The following is a 3,579-nucleotide window of genomic DNA, read 5'->3' on the forward strand; positions in this document are numbered from 1 at the left end:
TAAAGCTTCTGCGTATATATTAACCTTATTCCTCTCTTTTGTCTTTTCTGTTTATAACTCTAAATTAATGAATTGTAAACTTAAGATGTATATAATTTATAGCTGCTTCTAGCCTACTTACGAAAAACCTCGCGGTTTTTCTATTTTGCTAATTATTTGCTAACTTACTCGCTGAAAACACGCTACAAATCATATACGAGACCGTTGGCAACAAGCTGTAAAATTCGTGAAATCAAGAAAATTAGAAGTTTAAATTGATAATTTTGTATCTTTGATAAAAAGCTAATAAAATGGATTTACAAACAAGAAAACTGGAACTTATTCAAGAGTTTTTAAAGATTCAAAGTGAAGATGTTATTTCACGACTTGAAAAATTCCTTAGAAAAGAAAACAAGAATATTGATAATGGTGATTTTAAACCAATGACAATTGAGGAATTTAATTCTCGAATTGACAAATCTATGGAAGATTCCATAAATGGTCGATTAATAGAATCTAGCGAATTAAAAGCCAAGATGGATAAATGGAATTAAAATTATTTTGGACTGATTTTTCTCAAAAAGAATTAGAAAAAATTTATCAATACCATCGAGAAAAAGCAGGAATTCGAATAGCAAAAAAACTCGTTAACGGTATTTATAACGAAACTGTAAAATTACAAAGGCAACCGAAAATTGGACAAGCCGAGGAGCTTCTAAAAAATAGAAGTCAAGGTTTTAGATATCTTGTCTATAAAAACTATAAAGTCATTTATTGGATTAACAAGGACGAGAACAGAATTGAAATAAATGATGTTTTTGATACTCGCCAAAACCCAATAAAAATAGAACGAAAAAAATAAAAGCCAGTTGCCAACACCGTGTATAATTAATTGCTTGGTTCGTGCTTACGTACGAAAATCCTCGCGGATTTTCTATTCGGTAATTATTTGCTAACTTACTCGCTAAACCACGCAACTAATCATACACAAACACGTTACCCACAAGCTGAAAAAAGCCATCCGAATTCAATAACTTAACGCAACAAATCAAAATTTTAGATTTGTTGTATGAATACAAAAAAGCATAAACGATTATCACTTAAGGAACGTGTTATTATACAGACGCTTTTGGAAGAGAATAAATCCAAATCTTTCATTGCAAATAAGCTTGATCGCTCACGTTCTACCATAACCAGAGAAGTCAATAAATGGGTATCTAATCCTAATGATAAATACGATGCTTCTCTTGCCAATTGGTTGGCTAAGGATGACTACCTAAACAAACGGAATTTAGATAAAATAGGCACCTATTCTTTACTGCGTTTTTATGTCTATAAAAGTCTTTTAAAAAACTGGTCGCCAGAACAAATTTCAGGACGAATTAAAATTGATTATCCGAATGATATGGTGATGACAATATCGCATGAAGCAATCTATATGCACATCTATTCGCATCCGCAAGCAAGCCTGAACAAAAAACTTATAAAACTTCTTCCCTATCAAAAATCTAGACGAAGAAAACCAAAAGCTAGACGTAAGAAAGGCTCTAAAATCAAAGATCAAATAAACATAGCTCAAAGACCTGAACATATTGAAAACAGACAGGAAATTGGACATTGGGAAGGTGACTTGGTTATAGGTAAAGCTCAAAAATCTGCTATCGGAACTATCGTTGAACGTAAATCCAGATACACTCTAATTATTAGTCTTAAAAACAGAACTACCAAGTCTGTTACTAGAGCTTTTGCCAAAGAATTAAATCGTTTTGATAACCAACTTACAAAAACCATGACCTATGACAACGGAACTGAAATGGCTGACCATAAATGGCTATCAAAGCATACTAATATGGACATTTATTTTGCTAATCCATATGCCTCTTGGGAGCGTGGAACCAATGAAAACACCAATGGACTTATTAGGCGATATCTACCTAAAAAAACAGACTTTAAAAGTATTGATAATAATCAACTGAAAAGTATACAAAGTAAACTTAATAACAGACCCAGAAAGGTATTAGGTTATAAAACACCTCTTGAAGTCTTAGAACAAAACTCTGTCTAATTTTTTCTTTCTAAAAAGCCTTCGAAAAATCTAGGTTTTTTGGAAAGAAAAAATTAAATTGTACCATAACCAATTTGCAACTTTTGTTGCGTTAAGGCCTTGAATGTACCATAACGGTCAAATAAGGACTAACCATCCATATGATATATCAGAAAAAATTATTAACTTTAATTCATTAAAAAATAAAAATGAATTTTAAAAAACTTTAAATTTAAAAAACTTTAAATTATGATTTTTAAAAAAGTATACGTACTTCTTTTCTTAGTAGCAGCTATTGCTACTTCTTGTGAAACAAATGAGAATGATAGTGATGAACTAAAACTATCTGAATTGAATGTAGATTTTAACTTTAAATTTGATGGGTCAGAGATTGACTTAAATAAATCTAACAAATCTACAAGTCGCCTTATTATTGATTATATAGATAAAATACAGTTGACAATGAAAAATAACGACTTAAAAACTGTTATTTATGAAATAACTATGGAAAATAACAAGCTCAAATTTGGTAAATTTCGGATAGAAGATTCTCTTGGTAAAAGAAATGGACAATGGACATCTTTGGATGAAGCTTTTAACTGTCCAGGAAATCAGGAACTTGTTAATACTTGTTGGTCTCAAGAATGCGTGGAGGAAGCAATTGGTTCGCAGTCAACTAATTTTTCCAATGGTGACACAATTTCTATTCATCATACTGGGATGTTGGGTGGTGTAAAAATTTGTTCAAATGTTCAACCATAAAACTATACACAACAATGTATAAAAATAATAGCGGCTTAGGTAAATAATCTAAGCCGTTTTTTAAATCGTTGGAAAATTTTGAACTGAAAGGTAAGTACTTAAAAGCCCGCTACTATTCTTATACGTTACCGTTGCCAACAATACGAAAAATGAAAATCGGAACAAAAATATTAATCCTTTTCTTGACTTTGAATTTCCTTTCCTGCAAAGGAACTGCTCAAGAAACTGAAACTAAAAAACCAACTACTGAAATTGATTTTTCGGAAACGGAAAAAAGTTCTATTCCAAAACCAATTGGAATGATAAATGATTACGGACAAATTTTTACGGAATCGGAACGAAGTGAATTATCGAAAATTCTTTATGATTATGATATTGAGACGACAAGACAAATTGTAGTTGTTTCAATTGACAGCATAAAACCTTATAATGACATCCAAAAATACGCAACGGATTTAGGACAAACGTGGGGAGTTGGAACTGCCGAAAAAAATAACGGATTGACAATAGTTGTTTGCAATCCTTGCAGACAAATCGGAATTGCAACTGGAACTGGAACCGAATTGATTTTGACTGACGAAATTTGTAAAAAAGTAATTGAAGAAAAAATAATACCTGAATTTAAAAACGGAGAATTTTATAGCGGAATTAAAAAAGGTGTGATAGAATTAATAGAAAAGTGGAAATAAGTACTGTTGGCAACAAAGTACTGTGGTAAAAAACAAGTAAAAACGCATTAATTTTTAACCAAAGTACTTTTATAGTTTTCGTCAAATATTAATCCAGATTTAGCT

Annotated in this window: 5 protein-coding genes; all 5 read left to right on the forward strand. The window is 31.1% G+C overall.

Translation table 11 applies throughout. The features are described 5' to 3' along the window. Nucleotides 1-290 precede the first annotated feature (290 nt). The 5 genes from ITJ86_RS17040 (at nucleotide 291) to ITJ86_RS17060 (ending at nucleotide 3,474) form a co-directional block, all read left to right on the forward strand. The gene (locus tag ITJ86_RS17040) at nucleotides 291-533 is read left to right on the forward strand and encodes a hypothetical protein (protein ID WP_195872859.1); all 243 of its coding nucleotides are present in this window, start codon (nucleotides 291-293) and stop codon (nucleotides 531-533) included. Continuing rightward, nucleotides 524-841: a type II toxin-antitoxin system RelE/ParE family toxin gene (locus ITJ86_RS17045; RefSeq protein WP_195872860.1), complete on the forward strand. Its 318-nt coding sequence runs from the start codon at nucleotides 524-526 to the stop codon at nucleotides 839-841. The genes ITJ86_RS17040 and ITJ86_RS17045 overlap by 10 nt, the downstream gene beginning before the upstream one ends. A gap of 207 nt (nucleotides 842-1,048) precedes the next feature. Next, on the forward strand, nucleotides 1,049-2,044 hold the full coding sequence (locus ITJ86_RS17050; RefSeq protein WP_195872861.1) for an IS30 family transposase: 996 nt from the start codon (nucleotides 1,049-1,051) through the stop codon (nucleotides 2,042-2,044). Nucleotides 2,045-2,272: 228 nt separating this feature from the next. Then, on the forward strand, nucleotides 2,273-2,785 hold the full coding sequence (locus tag ITJ86_RS17055) for a hypothetical protein (protein WP_195872862.1): 513 nt from the start codon (nucleotides 2,273-2,275) through the stop codon (nucleotides 2,783-2,785). 149 nt (nucleotides 2,786-2,934) lie between these two features. Then, nucleotides 2,935-3,474: a TPM domain-containing protein gene (locus ITJ86_RS17060; RefSeq protein WP_195872863.1), complete on the forward strand. Its 540-nt coding sequence runs from the start codon at nucleotides 2,935-2,937 to the stop codon at nucleotides 3,472-3,474. The last annotated feature ends 105 nt before the right edge of the window (nucleotides 3,475-3,579 follow it).

It is taken from the genome of Winogradskyella marina, assembly GCF_015645385.1.
Taxonomy (GTDB): Bacteria; Bacteroidota; Bacteroidia; order Flavobacteriales; family Flavobacteriaceae; genus Winogradskyella; species Winogradskyella marina.

What these genes read in the sequence shown, in the direction of transcription:
- ITJ86_RS17040 (WP_195872859.1), top strand. Translation starts at nt 291, where the DNA reads ATGGATTTACAAACAAGAAAACTGGAACTTATTCAAGAGTTTTTAAAG.
- ITJ86_RS17045 (WP_195872860.1), top strand. Translation starts at nt 524, where the DNA reads ATGGAATTAAAATTATTTTGGACTGATTTTTCTCAAAAAGAATTAGAA.
- ITJ86_RS17050 (WP_195872861.1), top strand. Translation starts at nt 1,049, where the DNA reads ATGAATACAAAAAAGCATAAACGATTATCACTTAAGGAACGTGTTATT.
- ITJ86_RS17055 (WP_195872862.1), top strand. Translation starts at nt 2,273, where the DNA reads ATGATTTTTAAAAAAGTATACGTACTTCTTTTCTTAGTAGCAGCTATT.
- ITJ86_RS17060 (WP_195872863.1), top strand. Translation starts at nt 2,935, where the DNA reads ATGAAAATCGGAACAAAAATATTAATCCTTTTCTTGACTTTGAATTTC.